This window comes from Pseudodesulfovibrio aespoeensis Aspo-2 (genome assembly GCF_000176915.2).
Lineage (GTDB): Bacteria > Desulfobacterota > Desulfovibrionia > Desulfovibrionales > Desulfovibrionaceae > Pseudodesulfovibrio > Pseudodesulfovibrio aespoeensis.
Window position 1 is genome coordinate 95,571 of the sequence record NC_014844.1, and the last position, 24,625, is coordinate 120,195.

Annotated in this window: 21 protein-coding genes and 1 pseudogene; 15 read left to right on the forward strand and 7 right to left on the reverse strand. The window is 60.3% G+C overall.

Annotated elements, in window-relative coordinates; all coding sequences use genetic code 11:
- Positions 1–30 precede the first annotated feature (30 nt).
- From DAES_RS00435 to DAES_RS00450, 5 genes and pseudogenes are all read left to right on the forward strand, one after another.
- A complete protein-coding gene (locus tag DAES_RS00435) occupies positions 31–891 on the forward strand; it encodes a class I SAM-dependent methyltransferase (RefSeq protein WP_013513053.1) in 861 nt (286 codons plus the stop codon).
- A gap of 140 nt (positions 892–1,031) precedes the next feature.
- Positions 1,032–1,973 (forward strand): glycosyltransferase family 2 protein, encoded by a 942-nt coding sequence (locus tag DAES_RS00440; protein WP_157864771.1) that lies wholly within the window; start codon positions 1,032–1,034, stop codon positions 1,971–1,973.
- Between the two features lie 4 nt (positions 1,974–1,977).
- A pseudogene (locus DAES_RS18080) lies at positions 1,978–2,403 on the forward strand (glycosyltransferase family 2 protein); the annotation flags it as partial.
- Between the two features lie 585 nt (positions 2,404–2,988).
- Positions 2,989–4,179 carry an SPASM domain-containing protein gene (locus tag DAES_RS17880; RefSeq protein WP_236608435.1) on the forward strand — a complete coding sequence of 397 codons (1,191 nt, stop codon included), beginning with the start codon at positions 2,989–2,991 and terminating at the stop codon, positions 4,177–4,179.
- Between the two features lie 19 nt (positions 4,180–4,198).
- The gene (locus DAES_RS00450; protein WP_041271290.1) at positions 4,199–5,527 is read left to right on the forward strand and encodes a tetratricopeptide repeat protein; all 1,329 of its coding nucleotides are present in this window, start codon (positions 4,199–4,201) and stop codon (positions 5,525–5,527) included.
- Here DAES_RS00450 and DAES_RS00455 read toward each other — a convergent pair.
- The 7 genes from DAES_RS00455 to DAES_RS16775 form a co-directional block, all read right to left on the reverse strand.
- The gene (locus tag DAES_RS00455; protein ID WP_157864772.1) at positions 5,502–6,959 is read right to left on the reverse strand and encodes a TIGR04372 family glycosyltransferase; all 1,458 of its coding nucleotides are present in this window, start codon (positions 6,957–6,959) and stop codon (positions 5,502–5,504) included. The genes DAES_RS00450 and DAES_RS00455 overlap by 26 nt on opposite strands.
- Positions 6,960–7,122: 163 nt before the next feature.
- Positions 7,123–8,904 carry a hypothetical protein gene (locus tag DAES_RS00460; protein ID WP_013513058.1) on the reverse strand — a complete coding sequence of 594 codons (1,782 nt, stop codon included), beginning with the start codon at positions 8,902–8,904 and terminating at the stop codon, positions 7,123–7,125.
- Positions 8,901–10,616, reverse strand: coding sequence for a hypothetical protein (locus DAES_RS00465; protein ID WP_013513059.1), 1,716 nt, complete (start codon positions 10,614–10,616; stop codon positions 8,901–8,903). The genes DAES_RS00460 and DAES_RS00465 overlap by 4 nt, the downstream gene beginning before the upstream one ends.
- Before the next feature lie 46 nt (positions 10,617–10,662).
- Positions 10,663–11,193 (reverse strand): class I SAM-dependent methyltransferase, encoded by a 531-nt coding sequence (locus tag DAES_RS00470; RefSeq protein ID WP_041271292.1) that lies wholly within the window; start codon positions 11,191–11,193, stop codon positions 10,663–10,665.
- 166 nt (positions 11,194–11,359) lie between these two features.
- Positions 11,360–12,049 carry a 6-hydroxymethylpterin diphosphokinase MptE-like protein gene (locus DAES_RS00475; RefSeq protein WP_013513061.1) on the reverse strand — a complete coding sequence of 230 codons (690 nt, stop codon included), beginning with the start codon at positions 12,047–12,049 and terminating at the stop codon, positions 11,360–11,362.
- A complete protein-coding gene (locus DAES_RS00480) occupies positions 12,043–14,163 on the reverse strand; it encodes a hypothetical protein (RefSeq protein ID WP_013513062.1) in 2,121 nt (706 codons plus the stop codon). The genes DAES_RS00475 and DAES_RS00480 overlap by 7 nt, the downstream gene beginning before the upstream one ends.
- 7 nt (positions 14,164–14,170) lie before the next feature.
- Entirely contained in the window at positions 14,171–14,890 is a 720-nt protein-coding gene (locus DAES_RS16775) for an acylneuraminate cytidylyltransferase family protein (RefSeq protein WP_013513063.1), read from the reverse strand.
- Positions 14,891–15,541: 651 nt separating this feature from the next.
- Here DAES_RS16775 and DAES_RS00490 point away from each other — a divergent pair.
- The 10 genes from DAES_RS00490 to DAES_RS00535 are packed head-to-tail and all read left to right on the forward strand — an operon-like array spanning position 15,542 to position 24,523.
- Positions 15,542–16,561 carry a methyltransferase domain-containing protein gene (locus DAES_RS00490; RefSeq protein WP_013513064.1) on the forward strand — a complete coding sequence of 340 codons (1,020 nt, stop codon included), beginning with the start codon at positions 15,542–15,544 and terminating at the stop codon, positions 16,559–16,561.
- Positions 16,562–16,575: 14 nt separating this feature from the next.
- The gene (locus tag DAES_RS16780) at positions 16,576–17,646 is read left to right on the forward strand and encodes a glycosyltransferase family 2 protein (protein ID WP_013513065.1); all 1,071 of its coding nucleotides are present in this window, start codon (positions 16,576–16,578) and stop codon (positions 17,644–17,646) included.
- A gap of 30 nt (positions 17,647–17,676) precedes the next feature.
- Complete coding sequence (locus DAES_RS00500) at positions 17,677–18,471, forward strand: HpcH/HpaI aldolase family protein (protein ID WP_013513066.1); 795 nt, start codon at positions 17,677–17,679, stop codon at positions 18,469–18,471.
- The gene (locus DAES_RS00505) at positions 18,471–19,397 is read left to right on the forward strand and encodes a phosphoglycerate dehydrogenase (protein WP_013513067.1); all 927 of its coding nucleotides are present in this window, start codon (positions 18,471–18,473) and stop codon (positions 19,395–19,397) included. The genes DAES_RS00500 and DAES_RS00505 overlap by 1 nt, the downstream gene beginning before the upstream one ends.
- Positions 19,398–19,423: 26 nt before the next feature.
- The gene (locus DAES_RS00510) at positions 19,424–20,320 is read left to right on the forward strand and encodes an NAD-dependent epimerase/dehydratase family protein (RefSeq protein ID WP_013513068.1); all 897 of its coding nucleotides are present in this window, start codon (positions 19,424–19,426) and stop codon (positions 20,318–20,320) included.
- A 3-nt stretch (positions 20,321–20,323) separates the two neighbouring features.
- The gene (locus tag DAES_RS00515; RefSeq protein ID WP_013513069.1) at positions 20,324–20,977 is read left to right on the forward strand and encodes an HAD family hydrolase; all 654 of its coding nucleotides are present in this window, start codon (positions 20,324–20,326) and stop codon (positions 20,975–20,977) included.
- Positions 20,974–21,666: an acylneuraminate cytidylyltransferase family protein gene (locus DAES_RS00520; RefSeq protein WP_013513070.1), complete on the forward strand. Its 693-nt coding sequence runs from the start codon at positions 20,974–20,976 to the stop codon at positions 21,664–21,666. The genes DAES_RS00515 and DAES_RS00520 overlap by 4 nt, the downstream gene beginning before the upstream one ends.
- Positions 21,663–22,475 carry a glycosyltransferase family 2 protein gene (locus DAES_RS00525; RefSeq protein WP_013513071.1) on the forward strand — a complete coding sequence of 271 codons (813 nt, stop codon included), beginning with the start codon at positions 21,663–21,665 and terminating at the stop codon, positions 22,473–22,475. Before DAES_RS00520 ends, DAES_RS00525 begins: the two co-directional genes overlap by 4 nt.
- Before the next feature lie 26 nt (positions 22,476–22,501).
- Entirely contained in the window at positions 22,502–23,473 is a 972-nt protein-coding gene (galE, locus tag DAES_RS00530) for a UDP-glucose 4-epimerase GalE (RefSeq protein ID WP_013513072.1), read from the forward strand.
- A 6-nt stretch (positions 23,474–23,479) separates the two neighbouring features.
- Complete coding sequence (locus tag DAES_RS00535; protein WP_013513073.1) at positions 23,480–24,523, forward strand: elongator complex protein 3; 1,044 nt, start codon at positions 23,480–23,482, stop codon at positions 24,521–24,523.
- Positions 24,524–24,625: the final 102 nt, after the last annotated feature.

Consider the following 24,625-nt stretch of genomic DNA (forward strand, 5'->3'; position numbering starts at 1 on the left):
ATGGTATAGCCAAAGGAGCATGGTGACCCAATGAGCATGTCCCGCACCGATCTCATTTCCATATTCAGGATGGAGTTGTTGTCTCGGCGATCGGATCTCAAGCAGGAGGTTTTGGACGCTGTCAGGCGTTTTGATGTCAGCATCGGGTGGCATTATATTCTCGATTTTATCTGGCTGCTCGAAGGGGTGGAAACCCTTCCCCCCGGCAGCACCATTCTGGACGCTGGCGCGGGGCACGGTTTGATGCAGATGCTGCTCGCAGCAAGAGGGCACAAGGTGCTTTCCATCGACTATTCGCCGCGAATCCCTTTTGATTCATATCGGGCGAAGGCCTCCATCCGGGTATTGTCCCGGTCGGGTTTTGACGAAGCCTACCTCGAGCGAGTGCGCGCCCGCGGCATGGATGCGGGCGTGTCGGACGAGCCGCTGGCCGTACTGGCTGAAAAAGGGGTGGATATCGTCTATTGGCGTGCTGACATCTCCGATTTGTCACCCTTGCCCAACGAGTGCGTCGATGCTGTGGTTTCAGTGTCAGCGCTGGAGCATAACTCGAAGGAAAAACTGTTGACCTGCTGCAGCGAACTGGAGCGGGTACTCAAGCCCGGTGGGACCATGCACGTGACTGTGTGTGGTTCTGACCGGGAGGAATGGTTTCATGAGCCGTCCAAAGGTTGGTGCTACCCGGAGAAGAGCCTCATCGAGTATTTTGGTTTGCGCAACCCTGAGTCGAATTTCAGCGAGGCGGAGGCTGCATTTGCCGAGCTCAAGCAGGGCGACGGCCTTAAAGAACATCTGTCGGAGTCCTACTTCGTCTCTGGCGACAATGGAATGCCCTGGGGCAAGTGGAACCCCGAGTACCTGGCCCTTGGCGTGAGAAAGAACAAAAACTGAGGGCTGTTCCGCGTGTTGAACAGGTCTTCTTCCCGCGCGACATAGGGCAGCCTGTGTGGCGTCAGGGATGATACAAGATGTTGTGGTGGGTTATGGTGAGTAAACAGGAGCCGCTCGAGTCCACAGTCCCCAGGATATCCGTGGTGGTTTGCACCTCGGGTATCCGCGCCACCATAGGGCATGCCTTGGAGGCCTTGCTCGGGCAGACGCTGCCCGCGCAGGACTATGAGGTGGTGCTGGTCGTCAACACGGCAGAGCTGTCGGACTATGCCCAGGCGAAGGCTCGCTTGAGCACGGGTCTCCGAAAGGAGCATGTTCAGGTTCGTTTTGCGCATGAGCCGTGCCTGGGGCTGTCTGTTGCCAGAAACACGGGCATCAGGGTGGCGGAAGGCAGATATGTGGCCTTCATAGACGACGATGGCCTAGCCGACCCCCGGTGGCTTGAGCAGATCGTTACCCGTTTTGAAGCGGACGAGCGGGTGGCCAGCGTGGGGGGCAATATCTTTCCGCTTTTTGAGGTGGAGCCGCCTTCTTGGGTCACCCCGCACTTGTATCCGTATTTTTCCTGCAAGACGTTCAGCAAGGATGAGGAGTATCTTGGGCCAGGGCTCTATTTTTTTGGAACCAACATGGCGTTCAGGAAAGACGTGCTGGTGGCCTCGGGCGGGTTCGATGCCTGTCTTGGCCGCAAAGGAAACAACCTGCTTTCCAACGAGGAATGGACGGTTTTTCATTACATTGATCAACAAGGGCTGCTGAAACTTTCCTCACCCCAGGTCAATGTCCGGCATATGATTCCCCCCTCTCGGCTCATGCGGTGGTTTTTTGTCCGCAGACTTTGGTGGCAGGGGGTTTCGGACACGGTGTTTCATCTATGTGTCTCGGGTCGCGGCAAGGGGTGGGTGTTGCGTAAGGCGTGGAATGATTTCATCGGATACTACGGAAACTTGAGTCAGAAAATTCGCTCCGGCGCTTCCACGCCGCACATGGCTTTTTTCAACTTCTTCAGATGGGGGGGCATCCTTTACGCCCTGTGCGCGACAGGCAAGGTCTCCCCGTGCGAAACGAACATCAAGGACTAGCATCATGACCAAGGTATCAGTGCTTGTGACGAATTACAATTACGAACGATTCATCGACGAGGCTGTCGAATCCGTGATGACCCAGACCGTGCAGCCTCAGGAAATCATCATCGTGGACGACGGCTCCACGGACGGTTCGCGTCGACGCATAGAAGCCCTGGCCCGCAAGTATCCCATCATTGAGGCCGTGTTTAACGAGAATCAGGGCCAGGGGGCGGCCCTGAATGCTGCATTTGTCCGGTGTTCCGGGGACATTGTCTATCTGTTGGACAGTGACGACACCTGGTTGCCCGACAAAATCGCCACCACTCTCCCGCTCTTTGACAAGGCAGGGTTCGTCCAGCACAATCTGCATCTGTTGCAGGGTGTCTACCGGTCATTCTTGGTCCAGGCGGAGCCTCTGCGTTACATGCAGGAATTGGGGTATGTCGATTTTTTTGCACCCACTTCTGCCCTAGGTTTTCGCCGGGAGGTGCTGGAGCAGGTCTTTCCGTTGCCGGACACGGAGTCGCTTCGCATTTGCGCCGACGCGGTCCTCACTCGGCTAGCCCTTCATTACGGCGAACTTGAAACCCTTGATGTGCCCTTGGGATGCTACCGTGTGCATGGAGATAACGGTTGGTATTCCAGCCGCTTTCAAGGTCAACATTATGTTATGAGTCTTATCGGTATATTGAACCGTTGCTTGGTGGAGCGGGGTTTTGCCCGTATTCCTGTTGAGCGCAACTGCCTTCTGCCCAGACCGCAGGGGCAGCCCGTTGAAGAGGTTGAACGGTCTCTGGCCGTGCTGCGGGAAATGCGGGAAGACCCCATACATCGGGCTGCGTGCCTGGTTCTTGAAGGGCAGTTGCTGCTGCACCAGGGGCGGGAAAAAGAGGCATTGGAAGCATTCAGTCGGGCAGCCGGGGAGGGTAGTTCTGTGCCTGAGGAAGTGCGGGTCTTTCTCAAGCTTGGAAACGGCCCTGCGCCGGGGGAGGCCGAAGCCGGAATGCTGTCAACGGAGGCTGCGGCAAATATGTTTTTCGAAATGGCCGTCTGCCTTGTGCGCCTGCGGCGATACGAGGAGGCGCTGGCGGCCTTCGTCTCGGTGCTGCATCATGCGCCGGACAGGCTTGAAATATATCTCAACCGTAGCGACAGTTTGCGCTATCTCGGACGTTTTGACGAGGCCCTGGCCGAAGTGGACGAGGCAGAGAAGAGGAATCCGGCCCTGCCTGGGCTGGCGGAGACCAGGGACAAGGTGTGCCGGGCTATGGAAGCCGCAGGGCTCTCCTGCCCGGCTCGCAACAAGGTTGACGCACAGAAGGGCATGAGCGTGCAGATTCAGACCACCTCGGTCTGCAATGGCAAATGCATCATGTGTCCATATCTCGACAGTTGGCACAAGGACAATCCTGGGGTCATGACGGACGATGTCTATGACCGGATTCTCCGCGAGTTGCAAACCGTCGATGTCGACAAGATATGCCTGTATCTTGAGAACGAGCCCCTGGTGGACCCGAAGCTGATCCCTCGAATGCAGCAATTCATCCGGGAGGTGCCTTTTCGACTCATGGAGATTTCCACCAATGCCGCGCTGCTTTCCGCCCAGAGGAGCGAGCAGCTCGCACAGACCCTGGCCAATGTTCCGCACCAGATATGGATCAGTTTCCACGGCCTTGACGAACGTACCTATAACGGCATCATGGGACTTGATTTCAACAAGAGTCTCTCCCAGGTCATCCGTTTGCTTCGGCTGGCCGAAACCGTGCCTCTCAACGTCATCATCCGCGGGTCTGGAGAGCCGCAGCATGAATCCCTGCGCCACGAGTTCGCCTTCTCGGAGTCCGACTACCGAGCTTTCTGGGCGGCCAAATTCGCTGAACACGGTATCACAAGGCCTCCCAAGATCAATTACTTCCGATACCATGATCGGTGCGGCACCATCAGGCGCAACTCCATCCGGCTTCATGAGAATGTCCGCGACACCCTGAAAGGGTTCCACTGCCCGCGGGTGGATTCGTGGCTCCACTTCCTCTATACGGGCGAATTGTGCATCTGCTGCATGGACTACCACAGGGAGCAGATTTTCGGCGACATCACCAAGCAGTCGCTTAAGGAAATCCGGGAGAGCGAGGCATATACGACGATGCGCGACAAGGCATTCGGGCGGAGGGAATCGCCCGCCGACTTCATTTGTAAGCGATGCGTGAGCCCCAACGGCTGAGGCGGGTCCGGGGCTGAGGATGAGCATGGAGACAAAAGCGAGGGAAATGGTCCACAGCGTGACCGTTGCGACCGAGACGGACAGGGATGTGCTTCTGTCGCGAGCCCAGGACGCCGTGCAGGCCGCACGCTGGGAGAAAGCCCTGGATTGCTACGGGCAGTTGCTCGCTGGATACCCTGGGGAGGTCGCGGCCTACCTGGGGTACGGGAACTGCCTGTTGCATCTGCACAGGAGTCTTGACGACGCGGAGCGCGTTTTTCGCGATGCCATGGAACGGTTCCCGGAGAATCGCCAGGCGACCGAACGCGTTGCCCATGTCGCCGTCCGCAAGGGAGAGCATGGGACCGCGTTGCAGCTGTATGACGCTTTGCGTCGGCGTTTTCCCGGATATTCGGGAGCTGTCCTGGGCTATTGTGACTCCATGATCGGGCTGGGACGTGCCCAGGAGGCGGAGCCTGCTCTGCGGGCGTTCCTGGAAACGCAGCCCGGATTCTATGGCGTGCATGCAAAGCTCATCCAAATTCTTTCCCTTCAGGGGCGGCACGAGGAGATGCTGGAAGCGGCTGTCAAGGCCCGCGAGTGTCTGCCCGACGACCCCTCGGCTCATGCCGCCGTTGCCCGAGCGCTGGTCTGCCTGTGGCGCTACGAGGAGGCCCACGATGTGTATGTCGGGATCAATGCCCGGTTTTCATCCTCGTCGGTGGGGCTGGCCGGTATGTTGTGGATTTCGTCGCTTCGTCAGATATTTCCGCTCATGGAGCGGTACTATGGAGAAATCAGACAGCGTTTTCCGACCAACCTCGACGGGCCGATGTTCGTGGCCAACAGACTCTACAAGTTGGAATTGCTTGAGCGGGCGGATGAGGTGCTCGCTGAGTTGGTCGAGGCCTTTCCCGACCAGGTCGAGCCGTTGCTGCTCCACGCCCAAGTCGCTGTGCGGGCAGATGATTTCGAAACGGCGCTCGCACGGTTTGAACGGATCACGTCGCGTTTTCCCGGAAACTACGAGGGGCAGTCAAACTATGGAAAGATGCTCTTGAGACTAGACAAAACCGAGCTGGCTGAGGTCCATTTCCGAGAGATGCTCGACCTGTTTCCCTCACGGCCCGGCCCAACGTTGCACTGCGCCCGTCTGGCCTGCAAGAACGGGCGTCATGAAGAGGGCCTCGCTCTGATGCAGGCATTGCAAACGCGCTTTGTTGGCGGATATCCCGGTCAGGTTCTATCTGGGCCGTTCTCTCCGACCCGCCTCGACTTCGATCATGAGGAGACGTTATTTACTGTCCTGGCCGACCAATTTCCGAACAGGGTGGATATTCACCTCAGTTATGCTCGAATGATGATGTAGTCATTGCGCCCGGCCCGAAGAGGGCCGGGTTGTCCTTGAGGAAACGGCTTCCGACGAGTGAGCGCATCGGGGTTCCGCTCTCCCAGAAGGGGATGCCGTTGGGGCTTTTTTTCCCTCTTACCGAGGATTCAAGCTGTTGCCTGACGCGTGTTTGGCGGAGCCTGTCCTCTTCGGTTTCGGTCCATACGCCGGACAGGCGGTCATCCATTTCCAGACAGGCGTGGAGCATTTCTTCGGGTGTGTTGGAGACAAAGGTTACTCCGTAGTTTTCCCAGCGGTCTCCAGGGGGCTGGTCCAGGAGGGCATACTCAGCAAGGCTTAGGTGGGTTTGGGTGTTCTTGTTGTAAAGGTGCGGGAGCAGGAACAGGATATTTTCCAGCCAGTGCTGGGTAAATTTTGTGTAGAAATAGTTGGAAAAAACAATGGGGCGCCTGAAGATGGATGCGATACTGGTCACACCTGATGGAGGTGCTGCAAAAAAACGGCAGGTGGCTCCGAGATACAGGTCCATGAACTCGGAGCGGTATTTGCTGGCGTAGTCGATTATCCGGGGATGGGAGGAACACAAATCCAAGTCCGAGGCGGCTCCCATCCTCAGAACAAAGTAGCCTCGATCAGCCAATGCCATGGCGGCGAGACTGAACTGGTCGAACCCCGCGTCCCTAGAGTTGCTTGTCTGTTTGAACTTGTTGGCGTTCAGGATCGTTTTCCTGTAGGCCGATGTCCTTTCCCCGATGCACACATATTCGCTCTCCGGCTGAATTCCCATGCGTTCAAGCTCACTGCGGGCATAGCGAAGCTCCTCTTCCGAGAAGCAGAGGTGCGGTTCGGTCTTTCTCCATATCTGGGCCGAGTCAGCTCCCTGGTTGGCGAAGACCTCCTTAGTGATCGAATGGGGACTGTCCCAAGGCATCATGGAGGCGAACACGGTCGCAGTCTGGGAGGTATTGAGCACCTCGTCCCATTTTCGTTTGAGTTGTCTGTTGATCACGAATTGTCCGTACCCAAAAATATCGTATGAATCCGTGAAACCTATGCCGACGTCGCGTCGGCTCAAGTAGTTTTCCGTATTCATTGACATGTGTCCGAAGTACGAGCTCTGCATTGCTCCGAAGCGCACGAGCAGCCAGGGGCGGAGTTCTAGGGCCAGGGCCATGAGCAGCGACAACTCGTCTTGGGCGCGAACATCCAGCCTCACGTCCTTCAGGTACTCGTTCATGGTCGAGTAGCAGTCGAACCGTGAATGTTTTCCTTCCTGACTGGCTGCGTGTTCCGGCCAGGGGGCTATGTGGCGCTCCAAAGAATCCATATACTTTTTGACCAGGGATTTCCCCAGCCTTTGTATGTCCGTCTTGCTTGGCTCCAGACTCTGGCCGCAACCGGCGCAGGCAGTCGTTTCCCCGGGTGCGAGTTCGTCGAGCGCAAGGGACATGGACGCGCCGCACTCGGAACAGAGGCCAGAGGCGTGCAAGGTGAGCTTGGCTCTGCCGAAATCCATGCTCGGCGTCAGCCACTGGACATGGAGCCGGGGCCGAGTTTCTTGCATTGATTGTGAGGGCATGACTATTTTATTCGTCTCTCTTTGCGGAGATGGTTTATTGAGGATGACCGGGTGTCATTGGCATGAGTTCAAGGACCTTTCCAGCTTCGGGCAACAGGAGGTTGTCCGACCTGTATGCTGCGCAGGTCGGGCATGCCAGTTTGCTGGCCACTTCGAAAAAGGGCGCGTATCCGGCAAGCTCCCCGTTGGTCGGGATGATGGCTAGGTCGTAGCGAGTGCGGAGGGATTCTGCCGAAAAAGTCGAAAAGAAACTCTCTGCCGAGAACCGGGCGGGTTCGACATAGAGCCTTTCGGCAAAAGGGAATCCGTGATCCAACGTGCTTCCCTTCTGGATGACGACATCTGCCTGGACGCCCGGCCAAGTGCGAAAGAGGTGTGCGAACAGGTCGATGCAGACCATGGGCGGGGCAGACCGAAACACGAGAACCCGGGCGGGTCGGGGCTGTTGAGCAAAGGGGGCTTCGGGCGGCAGCACCGTGTTTTCCCGGGCCGTATCCGTGCGCAGGGCGGGCGGGCAGTGGGCCAGATACAGGGCCAGGGTGTCCGGGTTTTGCAGTGCATGAGTCTGGAAAAGATGGTCGCGCAGTTCCTTCCGGTTTTCGACGTTGGGTATGCCCGCAAACAGGACCTTGGCCGCACTTGGTTTGCCCTGGGCCGACAAGCCCAAGGCGAGCAGAGCGGTTCCCGCGTCCCGCAAGGTGGCAGCATGGGCCTCGGCCTTGCGTATGGTTTCCTTGTCCCTGTTGGTTATTCTGCCGACATGGTTCCATTGTTCATTCCATATCTGACCGGTGATCTCCATGGCCTTTTCCACTGTCAAGTCCGGCAATTCGGCGCTGTTGTCGGCAGGAGCCGGATCCAGGAAAAGCCGACCATCCTGTCGGCCGAGGAATGTCCTGGCCACATAGGCATTGCTGGCTTCGAAGCGCTGAAGGAATTCCCTGGCTCCCCTGGTGGAGGTCTTATAGTGGGTGGTCGGCGGAATCGAGTTGTGCATCATCCTGCCCAGATGAAGAAATGCCGGATTCAACTCTCCGCGCACATGGCTGGGCAAATGGCGGAGCATGTGGCGCAGGAATTCCATCTGGAAGCGGTCGATGGATTTGTTTTTGTCGGGTATCGGGTCGAAGTCTTCTTTATCAAGTCCGAAAATCGAGAGAAAATCGGAAACGATATCGGCATTGACAAGTTGTTGTTTTTCAAAAGGGCGGACAAGGACGTTCTCGGCTCCGAAAACGTCCGCCCATGTTTTGGTCAGCCCTGCATAATCAAACCAGCGCATATTCGAGCCCGATTCGCCGAAGCCAAAAGCCCCTTCCGCGGATTCGTAGGAAAAGGGGGCGTCCGGATCGTTGAAAAAGCGGCCCTGGTAAATGAGTTCCCCGTAGAGGCTTGCGTAGAGGGAGTCCTGGCGCCGCAGATAGATGACAATCTGAATTTTATCGCAAACGGTGCCGAGCTGGTCGGCGAGGCGTTCCACATCTTCTTTTTCGGGGAAAAACAGGGGCAGCCCTTCCCAGGAAAGAATGCAGGCGTCTTCACGCAGATTGTTAAAGGTTTTCTGGAGCGCTTTCTGCGCCTCCTCCGCAGAGGGCAGCGTGGCTCCCTTTGCTATATGCGTTTGGGACTGTTTGTGGAATTCGACAACTTGGGGGTTGCCCACGGCGGTTGAGAACCTGATGGGCATGAGCGCGTTTCCCATGAGGGAGGGGATGGCGACCCCCCGCTCGGAGAGTTCTTTCGCATTGTGCAGCAAAAAATGCTGCAGGGTCGTGGATCCGGTCTTGAAAGTGCCAATATGCAAGTGCAGTTTCATGAATTTCCGCCTTCATGAGAGGAGGGTTCCATACCGTGCGCGTCTAGCATGTGCAGTCGTTTGTCACAGTGTGAGACCATGATGTTTGCCGAGGGGTAGAGGGAAATGCGCCGTGCGTCGAGCCGTTTTGCCGCATGGATGAATTCGATATACCCGGAGCGCTTGCCGTTGGTCGGGATCAGGGCGAGGTCATACTGTCCGGAGAGTTTTCTGTCTTGGTGGCGGGCCAGAAAAACTGTTGATGAAAATGGGCCCGGATTCATTTCGACGCGAGTCAAGGTGCGCCAACTGTATGAAACGGGGTAGTCTTTTTGAACGACCGCAACGAGTTCGCACCCCGGATTCAACTCGTAAAGCTGCGCCAGGAGGTCGTCGCAAACGGCTTTAGGCGCCGAACGGAAAAGCAGTATTCGCCGGGGGAGTTGAAGCCGGTCCACAGGCACGCTCACCGTCGCGGCACGAAGCCATCGGGACAGTGGGCGTCCATCCGTATGACCGAGGTAAAGCCTTGTGAAGGCTCTGGCGGCCTCTTGCCCGCCCGCCGCAAATTTGCATAAAAGATGCTCCCAGATATCATCGTTGTCGGCAAGGCTGCGCGGAATAGGCATAGCGTCATCCGTTCTGTGCAGGCTGACATGATATAAAAAATCGACAACCTGCTGGTTCAAAAGCGCTTCTTTTTGGAGTTCGGTGACGGTGGATCGCGCCGCATCAAGCTTGGCGGTCACCGCCTTGTTCTGTTCCATTTGGAGCATCCAGACGTCCTGTAACAGCCTTGATGACTGGGGCGTTGCGGCAGAGTCGAACGCGCTGGAGCCGTTCCCGTTGAGAGTGAGGTCGGGATGGATTTCGTCAACGCTTTCGTTTCTGTTGAATCGGTTCCAAGCGTCAATCCGTTTGCACTCCGCGTCCTGAATTGCCTCGGAGTGACGCGTGGTGATTTCAAGGGAGGCGAGCAGGCTCCGGTGGTACATGTATTGCGCCGCCGTATCCCTTATGCCCTCGATCTGCTCGTCAAAGTCCGACTCAGTGAGGGTTCCCGCACATGCCTGATCAAAGACACTAACGAGCAGGCCCAGGTTGTAGAGATGCATGGGCATTCCGTGTTTGACAAAAGGCACTCGCAGTCTCACGAGCCGTTCGTGTTTGATGCGGTCAACGTGCATTCTGTCCGGGCGATAATAGGGATCATAGGAAACATATATCCGCTTGGCGCTAGCCGATTCAACCGCTCCGTCGACGAATTCGCCTGTCCAGTCGAAACTTTTGCGCAAGGGAATTTCCCAGGGCGTGAGGGTGGGGCATGCCGTGGTCTGCGGGTTGTGAGCGATAATGACCGGACTCTCCGCCACAGAGGAAAAAGCCAAGGCGCCGTATCCGCCCATGGAACCGCCATAGAGAACCGTCTGTTTGAATTGCGAAAAGAATTTATCCTCGCGCAGTTGATTCATGAAATCATGAAAATCCTTGCCGCGGAAGTAGTCTGAAACCGCACACTTGACCCCAACGATGGTATACCCGCGACGGTGCAGGAAATTGAATCCCCAGGGCAGGGTTTGCTCAATGTTTATGTGCGGGTCGAAGTATTCCGAACTGCCGAAGCTGACTACGGCCGTTTCGTTGCCAGGAATCAAATCGCAGCAGTAGTTGCCGCCGATGCTTTCCTGGAAGAACACCGTCCCGTTGGAATAAACGCGTTTGTTTGAAAACATCCACCCTCTCTCGACACACATGTGCGGACACGCCAGTGGCGCATTCTTACGATTTGGCAACGACCTTCATTGAGTGGCAAGTGAAAAGTTCCCTGTATCCGTCGGTGGACGACATCATTTCGTCATAGAACTGGATCACGCCGGGCCATGACTGGCAGTAGTCGTGGAAGATGATGATGCCTCCCTGCTGCACGAAAGGAGACCACAGCGAAAAATCTGTTTTGACGCTGTTGTATTCGTGATGGCCGTCGATGAAGAGCAGGCGGATCTGACGGCCATCCCAGGCCTCGGCCGCCGACCGGGAGTCGGTAACTATGGGAGAGACGAAATCCTCCACTCCGAATGTACGGATATGTTCCTTGAAGAAGGGCAGGGTCGATCCGGCTTTGGCAATGGCCTGGTCCATGGGATCTTCGCTGGTAGCCATGAAGGTCATGGGCTTGAAGTAGTCTACCGCGGTGATCGCTTCCCGCCCAGCGGCCTTGGCGCCCAGCGCCAGCCAGCAGGTGGATTTGCCCAGGAAACTGCCGATTTCGACGACCGCGCCCTCGCCGGGGCCATATTCGGCGAGCAGCATGAAGCGCGACGCCTTTTTCGGGAGCCAAGTATCCGCGGATGGTGTCCGGGGTGTGCTGCATGGCCAGAAGCCGCTTGCAGCAGGCGGATGCGAACGAGATTTTGTCGGATAGGTCAGAGAGTTGTTTGTTTTCAAGTGCATGCATGGCTTGCTCCTACGTGTGTTTCTAGCGGACATCCAGATAATTGACTCGCTCGAAGATCGAGAGCTTGCCGCCAACGCCTGCGTTGTATATGCGCCGGCCCCGTCCTTCGATGAACCGCCGGGCCTCGATGTAGGCCTTTCCCACCAAGTCGAGTCGGGGATGGTGCCAGCGTTTGCCGGGGCCGAAATAGTCGGGATGGAAGTGGTTGGGGTCTGCTTCTTGAGAGGTGATCTCCGGGCCGGTGGCGTAGCCGGGCACGGCGTAGTCGAAGTCCACGCCGATGAGGTAGATGGGGTCGCATCCCATGTAGTATGCTAACTGGATGGCGAGATAGGTGACGGTCGAGCCCCAGTAAACCAGTTCTTCGGCATCAGGGGAGAACCGGGGAAATGTCTCGTAACGCCGCAAGAAATCGACCCAGCAGACATTTTCGCCGCCGCCCAGGCAATAGTTCAAATCTTTTGGCAGGAATTTGCAGTAGGGCAGGGCGTTGATTTCTTCCGGCGTGTCCTCGGCGACGAAGTTGTCCTCGACGGTGTAATATTTCGGTGTAAACCCGAACTGGTCGATACCGAGGTAAATTCTGTTCATGCAGAAGTTCACCTTGCCGTCGAGGAACCGGAGGTCCATCTGGTTCAGGCTCGGTCCGTTGCCGACTATCCAGGCGGCCTCGCCAAGGTGGGTGTCTTTGAAGTCTGTGATATTCAGCATGAAAGCTCTCCCGGAATGATGTTGTGTGGCTGAGCCGCCTCATGGCTGAGCGGCAGGATTTGCGAGTCGTGCTCTGTGTCCAGAGTGAGTGTATGCGTGGCTAGGCGGCCTTTGTCCGTGCTTATGAATAGGCGATAGCTGTCGCCGTCCCGTAATACCTGGAAGGTTCTCGCATGGATGGGCAGTTTGCCCACCACATCGGGTATGTGGAGCGAGTGTCCCATGTGATCGGCCGCGAGATCGTAGACGAAGAGGTTTGGCGGGTAGTTGAGAAAAAGCAGGTCGCCGCAGATGGAAAAGCCCCTGATGTTTGAGTTACAGATGGGCAGTTGGACCTGCCCCCACGAGCCGTCCGCCAGGGAATACTTGTTCAGGATCGCGGTTTTGCTAGATGGAAATATCAGTTGATTTCGCCAAAGCGCCCAACCCTCGAAAGGAAAGATGCCGTGGTCCAGATGGAAGAGAGTGTAGGGAAGCCCCTCGGGAGGGATCTGGATGACGACTGTGGCGTCATTTTCGCGAGTCTGGCAGGCGAGAAGGATATGGTCGCCGAGAAGGAGGAAATCGCTTGGCTCAAGGGTGTCGCCATTGGCAATGGCGGAAAGATCAAGGTCGGTTTTTTCGACAAGATCGCCAGCGGTGGAGAGGCGGAACAAGGATTTGGCCGCAGGGTCGAGCAGCCGGATGCCGTCGTCATCGGACCGCATTCGCCCTATGGATTGACAGGAGCTGCTGATTTTCCGCTGCACGAGCCAATCCTTGAGGATGAAGAGCGTGTTGGTTTCGGGCTCGCTGATGCAGTGTCCGCCATCCTGCAAAGAGGCGATGTCACCGGTTCCCTGTAACGGGCCGAAACCGAAAACCGTGCTGCGACTGATGACCAGGCGCGGGCGTCCACTTGTCCTGATGGCCGGAATGCGACGGAAGCGTATGTCCTGCAACAGGTTCCACGCCTGCCGTGTCTCGTTGACAAATGTGGCAAGCACGCTGTCCAGCGGAGTCTGCCTAGGCCCGACAGCTTCCACGAGTTTCTCGCGCAAGAGGATCTGGCCTTCCATGAGTCTTGGCCGCAAGCGTTCTTCGGCGAGTTCCAGACGTTCCTGCAGGACTTCAACTGTTGTGTCAGTGACGGTGTCTGGCGAATGCTCAACCAGGAAAACGGCGCTGTCCACCTCGCGGACGAAATCGCACAACGGCGGATTCTGGGTGGAGTTTTTATTTTTTTCAAACTGCTTGCAAAGCAAAGCGTAGAGCTCTTTGGAAGAATGCTCCCGGGGAGTGTGGCCCGAGTGCACGAACACGGGGGGCTGAGCCTGCCTGCCGTGGCACGAATCGTTTTCAACTCGACCGAAAATAGTTTTTGTATCGCATCCTTCTGATATGTCGTGGCATTCAAACGATACCTGATGGACCCAGCTGGCCGCCCCTGTGCAGGTTTTTTGCAGTAGGATGGCGCCCAGATATGCATTGTCGCAGTCTGGCGCGAGGCCGACAGGGCAGTCTGGATCCATGTGGGCAGGGATGTTGTAGAAGAACTCGTCGCAGGCCCCCGGTGCCGCCAGAGAGGCGCGGTACAGGCAGAGTATGCCCGGCATCGGCGGAGGTTGTATGCGGAGGAATATCTCACCCCGGCCTCGAGCGTTTCTGCGGAATGAGAGAAAGGCCTTGCTCGCCGACTCGTACAGCGGGATGGCCCAGGGTTCTCCCCGAGGGGTATTGTGGAAGTCGTCCGGCTGCAAAAGGCGGCGAGCCGTGTTGTTGGTGGGAGCGTCGTAGCGCAAGGAGCCTATGGCGTACGTCAGGTGCGGGTGCAGGGGGTCAGTGGCCTTTTCGGCAAACGCGCAGTAGCCTTGATAGAACGATTTGCTGAAACCGATGAGGCCGCAGTTGACCACCGGCAACGCCTGAAATTTCCAGTGCTGGGGGAACGGACAGGAAAAAAGAGGATCGTCATCCTTACGCGGGTCGGGCATAGGGGTAAAGAATGCGGCCTGAGTGATGGCAAAGCCCACGTGGATGGAGAGTGGATGCGGGACGCTGAGGGAGCTTCTCTCAAGAGAGTAAAGGGTTCCCTCTTGCCGCTTGGCGCGTTTGAGTGCTGTCGTATGCTGCATGGCTTGTTCAGGATGCAAGAGGGTAAAGATTGTTTTCCAGAATGTACCGGGCAAGCTCAAAGTCGAGTTTCGTATCAATATCCACCCGTTCCGCCGGGTCGTTGATACCGTGGACATAAGTACCCCATGTTGGGCGCAGGGGCGAGATCCAATAGCCGTTGAATACTCCGAGGAAAAAGAGCGAGCCGTGCAGGGAGTTCGGCCAAACCGGTGTCAACGGGCGTTCGTCCTGTCCGTCGCAGATGTAGTAGCGTGTTGCATTGCCTGAGCTGGTGTGGGCTGTTCGTACGCTCTTGTATCCGGCGTCGAGCTTGGAGAGCAGCATTCGCAGCAGATCGGGTGTTCTGAACGGGCTGGTTGGATAGAGTTCCGCGCAGAGGTGAAAGGATTCCCCGCGGTTCTCGAACTCCTTGAAGGCGTGATTGATGGCCCCCGCCAAAAGGGAGTCGTCCCGGGCATGCTCCTTTGGGCGCAGAAACGGCACATCGGCACCAAAGCTGCGGCTCACCTCGGCAATCTCTTCGTCATCCGTAGATACGAACACGCGGTCAAACCCCCCGCAGGCCAAGGCGGCCTGGATGGTGTGGGCAATGAGAGGTTGGCCGCAAAGATCAAGGACATTTTTACGGCGCAAGCCCTTGGAGCCCCCCCGTGCGGGAATGAACGCCAGGCGTTTGACCCGGGGAAACAGGACGGGAGGATCGCTGTTCTTGAGCGTTGCGTTCATCTTTACAGTCCAGGGATGTTCAATTCTAAAAGCATACAGAGCAGGGCTGCTCGAAGCTCATGCTGCCGTGGTCCTCTTCAAACAGTAATGGGAAAGAGCCGCCATGACAGGTCTTGGGAGCGGGTTCCCGCGTTGAGAGAAGCAACATGCATGCCACATGAGTTCCGTTCTTCAGGGGAACTCATCATGACTTGCGATTGGTTCAGGTGTCGATTCTCACGAAACCTCCCGTCGATGGATAGAGAAAGGCAATGAAAACGAGTTGTTGGTCATGACGACTTGGGCTTGCCAAGCCTTGTTCACTTGGTGAATAAACGAAAGATGGAACTTTTTGCAAGCGGCATCGGTTTCGTCCGGTGGTGACAGGAGACGTTGGGTGTGGGAAAAAAGTGCCATTATTCAGTCTTCTCTTTGGAGAAAGCCCGGATGCCCGGTCATCTCGTTCCTTGGCATGGTTCTTTCAAAGGGAGATGCGGGGAGTCAGATTATTGCCTCCGTATTAAGTAATTGAACGAATTATCCGAAGAAACGATGCAGGTAAGAAGGTTGGCACAAACCCACGCGCCTTTGTCGCGCCTCGACAGGCATTGAGCTTGCTGACCGGTTCATGAAGCCAGAAAATTTTTGACGAAGGGGGAGAACGTGAGCATCATGAGAGTATCTGATGAAGAGTGCGAGCTCTGCGAATACGCGACGTTGTTGGCGTCCAAGGGGTTGTTTCTTGAGGCCCGCGCGATTCTGGACGGGCTGCGGCTAGAATATGGGGTGTTGTCTCCCGAGGCGCAAACACTGCGCGCTCAGATTCTGCCCGAGGCCGGGGAGGGGGGGCTGGAGGCATCTGTTGCCCCTCGTCCAGGGGCGGAAGAGTCTGACGTCCCTTGTCCGGCTTGCGGCCTGCCCATGGTCGAGCATGAGCAGGCTTTTGAAAAAGACTGGCTGCTCTGTCCAGCCTGCTCCCTGTTGATGGCCAGGACTCCGCCAGGTTTGGTGCGCGCCCTTGACCGGGGAGAGGCGGCCGGGGCCATGCAGCCCGGCCATGCCCTGGTGCATCGGCGCGAGTACACTTTTTGTCGTCGATTTATTGACGGTATGGGCCTGCGCGAGGTGTTGAACTACGGGGTTGGGTGGAGTCTCGTTCCTGAAGCGTTGCGGGCCCAGGGTGTTGACGCTGTTGGCTGTGATCTTTGGCGGCCGCTCATCGAGCAGCGCAAGCGGGAGCTTGGAGAGGAGTGCTTCTTTCACCGGGATGAATTGCCGGATCGTCGTTTTGCCCTGATTTCCGCCTTTGAAGTGTTCGAACATTTTACCGATCCCATGAAGGACGTTGGTGTGCTTGTCAGACATCTGGCCGAGAGTGGCGCCATCGTCGGCAGCACGGATTTCTGGCATGGCGGGTTGTTGAGCGCTCACCCGAGCCGCGAACCCTGGTATTGGAAGCACGGTGTCCATGTGACGGCCTGGACGTGGCAAAGCATGCGGAACATCGCCGACAGGTTCAACCTTGGGGTGCGTTTTTTCAGAGGCGATTTCGACGAACACAGCTCCAAGTGCTTCTTTGTCTTGTTCAGGGGAGACGCCTTTGCGGCTTATCTGGATGCGTTGCCCAAGGTACTGCCGGAAGTCTACGGGATGAGCCTGCCCCTGTCTGTGGGTGTGGCGCAAGGGAGTTGAAGAGTGCGCGCGTCATGAAAAAGAAAAGCGTCTCCGTCGTCATCCCGACCTACAATTATGCCCGGTATCTGCGCGGTGCCCTGGACAGCGTCCTGGCCCAGGAGGCGGACGTTGCACTGGACATCATCGTGGTGGATGACGGGTCCACCGACGACACCGCGAAGGTGCTGGGTGCCTACCGGGACAGGGTGCGGGTGGTCAGCCAGGCCAATCGCGGGCTTTCGGCGGCCCGCAACCGTGGGATTGCCGAGGCCGGGGGCGATTTTTTCGTGTTTCTCGATTCCGACGACTTGCTGGCTCCAGGCGCCGTGGCCGGGCAGATGGCGTTTCTTGATCGCAACCCGGACTGCGACGTTGCGGTCAGCCCAAGCGCGTTCTTTTCCGAAACCAGGGAGGGCCGCCCGGTGGAGGCGGGTCGGTGGAACCTGTTTGCCGACGACCTGGATATCCATCTCTGTCATTTTAACATCGCGCCGCCCCATGCTTTCATGATCCGGCGCAAGGCCATGGGCGGGCTTTGTTTCGACGAGACGCTGGGGGCGTGTGAGGACCACTGGTTTTGGCTCGGCCTGCTTGCTTCGGGTGCGGTTTTTCGGGCCAACCCCAATGCCCTGGTCCATTACCGCCGTCATGCGCAGAGCATGTCTGCGGACACCCTTCGGCAGCACCGGCATGACGCCCTCATGCATCGCCGGATATTCGACCTGCTCGAACAGCGGCCCGTGGGGTTGCGATCCCGCCTGGGGCTGCGGTATCTGGCCTGTTGCACCGGTGCCTTGTGGACATTGCGCCGCATTTGCTGTCAATGTCCGCAGGAAGCTGGCGATCTGGCGCTTGTGGCGACGGGTTGTCTCGACCGGATGGACGTTCCGGCCAAGCCCTCGGAACTGTCCTGCTGGCTGACCCTGCGGGCCTGGGACGTGCTCAAGGGAATGGACGGCGAACCGCTCGTGCGCGGATTGGGGGACAGCCTCGCCAGGAGAGCGGGACAGGCTCCGCCCCACGGCGATTCCGGCGAGATGGCGCGGCAGAAGCAGATCGGGCTGCATCTGGCGGCAACGGCTGCAACCAGTGTTTCAGACTGAGACGATACGAAAAAAAAAGCGGATGCCATCATGAAAAACACCTTTCGCGCCCGGCTCAAGGCGGGCGAGACCCTGTACGGCTCGTGGCTGACCATCGGCTCCACCACCACGGCGGAGATCGTGGCCGGGGCCGGGTTCGACTGGCTGACCATCGACATGGAGCACAGCGCTATCGGCCTGACCCTGGCCCAGGAGATGATCCGGGCCGTGGAGCATCAGGGCGTCGTGCCCCTGGTGCGCGTGGGCCACAACCAGCCCAACCTCATCAAGCGGGTCATGGATGCCGGGGCCGCGGGCGTCATCGTGCCCATGGTCAACACCGCGGACGAGGCCGAGCAGGCCGTGCAGTCTGTCAAGTATCCGCCGCGCGGGTTCCGGGGCGTGGGGCTGGCCCGCGCCCAGCAGTACGGCTTCGGCTTTGACGAATATCAGGCCTGGAACCGCGACAACAGCGTGGTCATCGTCCAGGTGGAGCATATCAGGGCGGTGGAAAACCTGGAGGCGATCCTGGCCGTGGACGGCGTGGACGGCTTCATGGTCGGCCCCTACGACCTGTCCGGGTCGCTGGGCATGCCGGGGCGGTTCGATCACCCGGACGTGGTGGCTGCCCTGGACCGGGTCGAGGCCGTGGCCGCCACCACGGATGCCGCGCCGGGCTTTCATGTGGTCCGCCCTGATCCGGACGTGCTCGAAGCCAAGCGGGCCAAGGGGTATCGGTTTCTCTCCTACGGCCTGGACACCTTCTTTCTCGGCTCTGCCGCGCGCCGGGCCGTGGCCGAGGCCAGGGGGGCTGCCACCGGTCCGGACAACGGGGACAACGCCTGATGGACACCATCCTGATCACCACCTCATCCTTTGGCGTGATGGACGCCGCACCGCTCGCCGCCCTGCGCCGGGCCGGGTATGAGCCTGTGCTCAATCCCCATGGCCGCAAGCTGACCGAGGCCGAGGGCATGGCTCTGCACCAGGAGCACAGCCCGGTGGGCCTCCTGGCCGGGGTCGAGCCCCTGACGCGCGAGGTCATGCTGGCCGGGGGCAGGCTCAGGGCCATTGCCCGCTGCGGCATAGGCATGGACAGCGTGGACGCCGGGGCGGCCCGCGACCTGGGCATTGCCCTGACCAACACCCCGGACGCGCCCACCCAGGCCGTGGCCGAGATCACCCTGGGCGCGATCCTGTGCATGCTCCGGGGCATCCACAACTCCTGCGCCGGAATCCGGTCCGGCAATTGGGAGCGGCCCATGGGCGTCCTTCTTGCATATCGGACAGTCGGGCTGCTCGGCCTGGGCCGCATCGGCTCCAGGCTGGCGGAACTGCTGCGTCCCTTCGGGTGTCGGATTCTTGGCCACGATCCGTACGCACCCCCGCCGCAGGGGGTGGAGGCGGTCGGGTTTGACCAACTGCTGGCCGAGGCGGATCTGCTCAGCGTGCATGTGCCCTATTCCGAGGCCACCCGCCACATCTTGGGCGAGGCGGCCATCCGGGCCATGAAGCCCGGCGCCTTTGTGGTCAACTACGCCCGCGGCGGGCTGGTGGACGAGGTTGCGCTCGACGCGGCCCTGGCCGAGGGCAGGCTGGCCGGAGCGGCCATCGACTGTTTCGAGCGCGAGCCGTATGCCGGACCGCTCGTGGACCGGCCAGGCGCAGTGCTGACCGGGCACATCGGCTCCTATGCCCGCGAGGGGCGCATCATTCAGGAAACCCAGGCGGTGGAGAATCTCTTGAATTCCCTTGCCCGCCCAACAGGGTGAATAAGAGGGTGAACACGGGGGTGAGCATGAAAGTTCTGGTGACAGGCGGGTCCGGTTTTCTCGGCAGCCACGTGGCCGACGCCCTGAGCGACGCCGGGCACGAGGTGACCATCTTCGACGCCGTGGCCTCGCCCTGGCTGCGCGCCGATCAGGCGATGATCCTTGGCGACCTGCTCGACCGCGACGGGCTGGCCAAAGCCGTGCAGGGCATGGACGCGGTCTACCATTTCGCGGGCATCGCGGACATCGAGGACTGCGCCAAGTCGCCGATGACCACGGCCAGCGTCAACATCCTGGGCACGGTGGGGCTGCTCGACTGCTGCGTGGCGGCACAAGTGGGCCGGTTCGTCTTTGCCAGCTCGGCCTATGTCTTCAGCGAGGCCGGGTCCTTCTACCGCACCAGCAAGCGGGCCTGCGAATCCTTTATCGAGGACTATGCCAAGCGCTACGGGCTCAAATACACCTGCCTGCGCTACGGCTCCCTGTACGGCCCCCGCGCCGACCAGCGCAACAGCATCCACTCCCTGCTCAGGCAGGCTGTGGAGACCGGCGCCATCACCTACCACGGCAACGGCGACGAGCTGCGCGAGTTCATCCACGTCTTTGACGCGGCCAGGAGCAGCGTGGAGATTCTGGCCCCGGAGTTCGAAAACCAGAACGTCATCCTGACCGGGGTGGAAAAGATGACCTACCGCGAACTGCTGGAGATGATCCGCGAGATATTCGGCGGTCGGGTGGAGCTGAACATCCTGCCCTCGGACCGCGCGGCCCACTACCGCATCACCCCGTATTCCTTTGCCCCCAAGCTGGGGCGCAAGCTGGTCAGCAACCTGTTCGTGGATTTCGGCCAGGGGCTTTTGCACTGCATCGACGCCCTGCACGGCGAACAGGTGGCGCGCCAGCAGCGCGAGGATGGGGAATAGCCCATGCAGGCGGTCTTCTTTGATTTCGACGGTGTGATCCTCGACTCGGTGGCGGTCAAGACCGCGGCCTTTGCCGAGATGTATGCCGACCATGGGGAAGCGGTGCGCCGCGCCGTGGTGGACTACCACCTGAGCCACGGCGGGGTGTCGCGCCACGAGAAGTTCCGCCATTTTCACGAGCAGTTGCTCGGCCTGCCCATGACCGAGGCGCTCATGGCCCGGTTGTGCGCCGCCTTCAGCGATCTGACCCTGGCCAAGGTCATGGCCGCGCCCTTCATCCCCGGCGCGCGCGAGACCCTGGCCGCGCTGGCCGACCGGAGCGTCTCGGCCTTTGTGGCCTCGGGCACGCCCCAGGCCGAGTTGGAGGCCATTGTCCTGGCCCGGCTGGGCCACGGGGTCTTTGCCGAGGTCCACGGCTCGCCCCGGACCAAGGTGGAGATCGTGCGCGATGTGCTCGCCCGCCATGGGTTTGCGCCTGCCCGGTGCGTGTTTGTGGGCGATGCCATGACCGACTGGCGCGCGGCCCGCGAGTGCGCGGTGCCCTTTGTGGGCGTGTCCGGGCCGTCGGGTCATCCCTTTCCAGACAATACCGCCGTAGTGCGCGCCCTGAGCCTCGTTGCCCTGGAAAACCCCTCACCAGTCACGGAGCCTGCATGAACGTCATCGCCCTGTTGCCCATGAAGGGCCACTCCGAGCGGGTGCCGGGCAAGAACCTGCGCCCCATGTGCGGGGAGCCGCTCTTTTTCCACGTGGCCGCCGCGCTTGAGGCGTGCGACCGGGTTCAGTCCATTGTCATCAACACCGACAGCCCGGCCATTGCCGAGGCCGCGCAGCAGCGGTTTTCCAAGGTGGTCATCCACTGGCGGCCCGAGGCCATCCAGGGCGACATGGTCTCCATGAACCGGATCATCGCCGACGACATGGCCCGCTGCCAGGGCGACCACTTCCTCCAGACCCACGCCACCAATCCGCTGCTCTCTCCACAGACCGTGGCCCGGGCCGTGGACGCCTATTGCAGCGGCCTTGGCCGGTACGACTCGCTCTTTTCGGTCACCCGGCTCCAGACCCGGCTCTACTGGGAGTCGGGCGAGGCCGTGAACCACGACCCGGCAGTGCTCCTGCGCACCCAGGATCTGCCGCCCGTGTTCGAGGAGAATTCGCTCCTCTATCTTTTCAACCGGGACTCCTTTGCCCGGTCCGGCGGCAACCGCATCGGGCGCGCGCCGCAGATGTTCGCCACGCCCCCGTCCGAGTCCGTGGACATCGACGAGGAGCATGATTTCATCCTGGCCGAGACCCTGATGGGCCGGCGCAACCAGACCGTGCAAAAGGCGGAGCTGCCATGAAGAAAGTCTCCATCGTCATCCCCTGCTACAATCAGGAGAAATATTTGGGCGTGTGCCTCGACGCGGCCTGGTTCCAGGAATACGCGTCCCTTGAGATCGTGGTGGTCGACGACGGCTCCACCGATGGCACGGCCCAGGTCATCGAGGCCTTCCAGGCCGCCATCGGCACAGAAACCGTGTCCCACGCCGCCCATCTCGACGAGGCCACAGGCGCGGTGGAGCGCGTGGTCCACCCCCGCTACCGGCCCGAAGGGCGCGAGCTCAAGGTCATCCACCACGAGCGGAACAAGGGGCTGTCCGAGGCGCTCAACACCGGCTTTCGCGCCTGCACCGGCGAATACTGCACCTTCATCGCCTCGGACGACGCGCTGCTGCCCTCCATGGTGGCAGAGCTGACCGCAGCCCTGGACGGCAGCGGGGCGGACATGGCCTATGCCGACATGCATGTGGTGGACGATGCGGGCCGCATCCTGCGCCGTTTCTCCCTGCCGGACTACACATTCGAGGCCGCCTTCTGCCACTGGTACCTGTGCGGGGTGTGCAAGCTCTACAAGCGCTCCCTGCACGACCGGTTCGGCTACTACAACCCGGCCATCTATCCTCAGGACCACGACATGTTTCTGCGCTTCGCCATGGGCGGGGCCGACATGGTCCACGTGCCGAAAGTGCTGGCCAATGTCCGCCACCACGGCCCGGAGCGCGAGGTCTACAACCATTCCAGCGACAACTGGCGGCGGCTCTTCGAGCAGTCGAGCGAGCTGGTGCGCACGGCGCGCCGCCATCTGGCCGACCACGCGAGGAAAGCATGAGCGCTGGCCGACCACGCGAGGAAAGCATGAGCGCGCGGAACATCCTGGTCACCGGCGGGGCCGGATACATCGGCAGCCACACCTGCAAGGCCCTGGCCGCGCGCGGCTACACGCCCGTCACCCTGGACACCCTGGTCAACGGGCATGAGTGGGCTGTCAAATGGGGGCCGCTGGTGGTCGGCGATATCGCGGACCGCGCCCTGCTCGACGAGGTGTTCGCCACCTACCGGCCAGAGGGGGTCATCCACTTCGCGGCCTACTGCTATGTGGGCGAATCCGTGGAGGATCCCGGCAAGTACTACGCCAACAACGTGGCTGGCACTTTGACCCTGCTCGAGGCCATGCGCGACCACAAGGTGGTGCCCATCGTCTTTTCCTCGTCCTGCGCGGTCTACGGCGCTGCCAGGATCGTGCCCATCACCGAGGACCATCCCCAGTGGCCGGTCAACCCCTACGGGTGGAGCAAGTTCATGGTCGAGCGCATGCTTGAGGACTTTGGCCGCGCCCACGGCACGCGCCACTGCGCCCTGCGCTATTTCAACGCCGCCGGAGCCGACCCGGACGGCCAGATCGGCGAGGCCCACGATCCCGAATCCCACCTCATCCCCCTGGTGCTCCAGGCCGCCCGCGAGCCGGACAGCCCGGTCACCGTATTCGGCACCGACTATGACACACCCGACGGCACCTGCATCCGCGACTACATCCATGTCTGCGACCTGGCCGAGGCCCATATCCTCGCCCTGGGCCATCTGGCCGGCAACCCGTCCCTGGCCGTGAACCTGGGCACCGGCACCGGCAACTCGGTGCGCGAGATCATCGAGGCCGCCTGCGCCGTGACCGGCAAGCCCATTGAGCCGAAGATCGGCCCGCGCCGACCCGGCGACCCGCCCCGGCTGGTGGCCGACCGCACCCTGGCAGGTAAAATCCTCGGCTGGCAGCCGAAATACACGGACATCCGCGAAACCATCAGGCACGCCTGGACCTGGATGAACCGGTAGCCGCCCGTGGTCCGGCAGATCGAATTCACGCACCCGGAACCGCCACCCCTGACAGGCCGCGTCTGGCCGGTCTTCCTGCCCTTTGCCGGATGCCCGCACCGTTGTCTGTTTTGCGCCCAGGACAAGCAGACCGGCCACGCTCCTGCCAGTCGAGATCAGGCCGATCTCCAGGCCGTTTTCGACACCCTGGCCCAAGACCTCGAATCCGCCCTGGACGCCGGACGCGCCCCCTGCGAGCTGGCCTTCTACGGCGGCACCTTCTCCGCCCTGCCCGCGCCGTGGCCCGAAACCTTCCTGGCCCTGGCCGCGCGCTATCGCGAGCGGGGATTGATCACCCGCGTCCGCTGCTCCACCCGGCCCGATTGCGTGGCCCCGGAAACCCTGGCCGCCCTGCGCGCTCTGGGTCTCGACATGGTGGAGCTTGGCATCCAGTCCTTTGATGACCGCGCCCTGGCCGCCTCAGGCCGGGGCTACACCGGCAAAACCGCCCTGCGCGGCTGCGAGTCTGTGCGCGAGGCCGGGCTGGCCCTGGGCATCCAACTGCTGCCCGGATTGCCCGGCGACCATCCCGGACTCTTCCAACACGATGCCGCCCTGGCCGCCGACCTCGCCCCGGAGATCGCCCGGCTCTATCCCTGTCTCGTGGTGCGCTCCACCCCCCTGGCAACCCTGTGGGAGCGCGGCCAATACACCCCGTGGTCCCTGGATCAGGCCAAAGCCGAACTCGCCGCCGCCCTGACCCTGCTCTGGGCGCGCTCCGTGCGCGTCATCCGCCTCGGCCTCGCCCCGGAAGACACCCTGGAAGCCAACATCCTGGCCGGTCCCTGGCACCCGGCCCTGGGCCAGTCCGTGCGCGGCCTCGCCCTCCTGTCCCTGGTCCGGGACGCCGTCCGTCGCCTGGGCCGGTCCCCCTCACGCCTCGACGTCCCCCGCCGCCACCAGGGAGAACTGCTCGGCCACAGTCGCGAACTCGCCGCGCACTACCAAGCTCTCGGCCTGGACCGCGCCACCATCCGCTACGTCGATACCCCCTATTTCGTCCTGACCTGACCCACGCCCCTAATGCCTCCGGCGGCCAGGGCGCTGCCCTGGACCCGCCAAGGGCCTAAGGCCCCTGGACCCCAAGCGAGCCTCCGGCGGTAAGAGCCGCAT

Excerpts from the sequence above, each read along its gene's own strand:
- DAES_RS00435 (WP_013513053.1), top strand. The coding sequence starts at position 31 with ATGAGCATGTCCCGCACCGATCTCATTTCCATATTCAGGATGGAGTTG.
- DAES_RS17880 (WP_236608435.1), top strand. The coding sequence starts at position 2,989 with ATGTTTTTCGAAATGGCCGTCTGCCTTGTGCGCCTGCGGCGATACGAG.
- DAES_RS00450 (WP_041271290.1), top strand. The coding sequence starts at position 4,199 with ATGAGCATGGAGACAAAAGCGAGGGAAATGGTCCACAGCGTGACCGTT.
- DAES_RS00455 (WP_157864772.1), bottom strand. The coding sequence starts at position 6,959 with ATGTCCCTTGCGCTCGACGAACTCGCACCCGGGGAAACGACTGCCTGC.
- DAES_RS00460 (WP_013513058.1), bottom strand. The coding sequence starts at position 8,904 with ATGAAACTGCACTTGCATATTGGCACTTTCAAGACCGGATCCACGACC.
- DAES_RS00465 (WP_013513059.1), bottom strand. The coding sequence starts at position 10,616 with ATGTTTTCAAACAAACGCGTTTATTCCAACGGGACGGTGTTCTTCCAG.
- DAES_RS00470 (WP_041271292.1), bottom strand. The coding sequence starts at position 11,193 with ATGCTGCTCGCCGAATATGGCCCCGGCGAGGGCGCGGTCGTCGAAATC.
- DAES_RS00475 (WP_013513061.1), bottom strand. The coding sequence starts at position 12,049 with ATGCTGAATATCACAGACTTCAAAGACACCCACCTTGGCGAGGCCGCC.
- DAES_RS00480 (WP_013513062.1), bottom strand. The coding sequence starts at position 14,163 with ATGCAGCATACGACAGCACTCAAACGCGCCAAGCGGCAAGAGGGAACC.
- DAES_RS16775 (WP_013513063.1), bottom strand. The coding sequence starts at position 14,890 with ATGAACGCAACGCTCAAGAACAGCGATCCTCCCGTCCTGTTTCCCCGG.
- DAES_RS00490 (WP_013513064.1), top strand. The coding sequence starts at position 15,542 with ATGAGAGTATCTGATGAAGAGTGCGAGCTCTGCGAATACGCGACGTTG.
- DAES_RS16780 (WP_013513065.1), top strand. The coding sequence starts at position 16,576 with ATGAAAAAGAAAAGCGTCTCCGTCGTCATCCCGACCTACAATTATGCC.
- DAES_RS00500 (WP_013513066.1), top strand. The coding sequence starts at position 17,677 with ATGAAAAACACCTTTCGCGCCCGGCTCAAGGCGGGCGAGACCCTGTAC.
- DAES_RS00505 (WP_013513067.1), top strand. The coding sequence starts at position 18,471 with ATGGACACCATCCTGATCACCACCTCATCCTTTGGCGTGATGGACGCC.
- DAES_RS00510 (WP_013513068.1), top strand. The coding sequence starts at position 19,424 with ATGAAAGTTCTGGTGACAGGCGGGTCCGGTTTTCTCGGCAGCCACGTG.
- DAES_RS00515 (WP_013513069.1), top strand. The coding sequence starts at position 20,324 with ATGCAGGCGGTCTTCTTTGATTTCGACGGTGTGATCCTCGACTCGGTG.
- DAES_RS00520 (WP_013513070.1), top strand. The coding sequence starts at position 20,974 with ATGAACGTCATCGCCCTGTTGCCCATGAAGGGCCACTCCGAGCGGGTG.
- DAES_RS00525 (WP_013513071.1), top strand. The coding sequence starts at position 21,663 with ATGAAGAAAGTCTCCATCGTCATCCCCTGCTACAATCAGGAGAAATAT.
- galE (WP_013513072.1), top strand. The coding sequence starts at position 22,502 with ATGAGCGCGCGGAACATCCTGGTCACCGGCGGGGCCGGATACATCGGC.